The organism is Enterobacter cloacae complex sp. IR5401 (assembly GCF_049238425.1).
Taxonomy (GTDB): domain Bacteria; phylum Pseudomonadota; class Gammaproteobacteria; order Enterobacterales; family Enterobacteriaceae; genus Enterobacter; species Enterobacter hormaechei_C.
Window position 1 is genome coordinate 1 of sequence record NZ_JBMKHN010000054.1, and the last position, 638, is coordinate 638.

The 638-nt window shown below is 50.3% G+C and carries 1 pseudogene; it reads right to left on the reverse strand.

Features of this window, described 5'->3' with window-relative positions:
• Window positions 1–65: 65 nt before the first annotated feature.
• Window positions 66–638, reverse strand: a pseudogene (locus ACOTX1_RS23795) (type II site-specific deoxyribonuclease); the annotation flags it as partial.

A 638-nucleotide genomic window follows, 5' to 3' on the forward strand; every position in this document is an offset into this window, starting at 1 on the left:
ATGCCGATTCGTGCAAGGTTGAACGAATCTGATCGCTCCTCCCGGTATTTATGCCGGGAGATAATCTATGGAATATCTGCGTAAAGCCCTGTCAGCTCAGCAATAAACGCACCTAGCGTCATTAGCTCAGCTCTCACCGCCTCCGGGTATTTTTTGTGCAGAGATGATGGCACGACCAATCTGACACCCGACTCCCGCATCTCCCGATATTGAGCCAGAGAAACTCCCTCCTGGAGTGTAAACAGATGCACCTGATGAATTTTATCGGCCTCATTCAGTATCTGACGCCAGCGATCCTTACAGGTAGTCTTGACTGCCAGCATGCGCAGATTTTCTACGGGAAACTCAGTATCGTGGTAAGCCCCTGCGGAAGGGAAAAGGAAATCGGGTTTTTTATTACCTTCTGTGATGGCCTGCGTCGCAAAGTGTCGCAGGCCGTGCTCAATGAATAGATGCTCCAGGTGCAGTTCCAGCGACTTCCCGGCTCTGGATTTACGGCGATTGCTGACAGAATTGGCCAGCGCAATAAATTCATCCACAGAGCCAAATCCTTTCCGGATGATATCCAGAACATGCAGTTCCTCAACCAATAGAAATATGTCGTACTCCACGCGCCGGCGGTCAAGAAGTTGCTCATC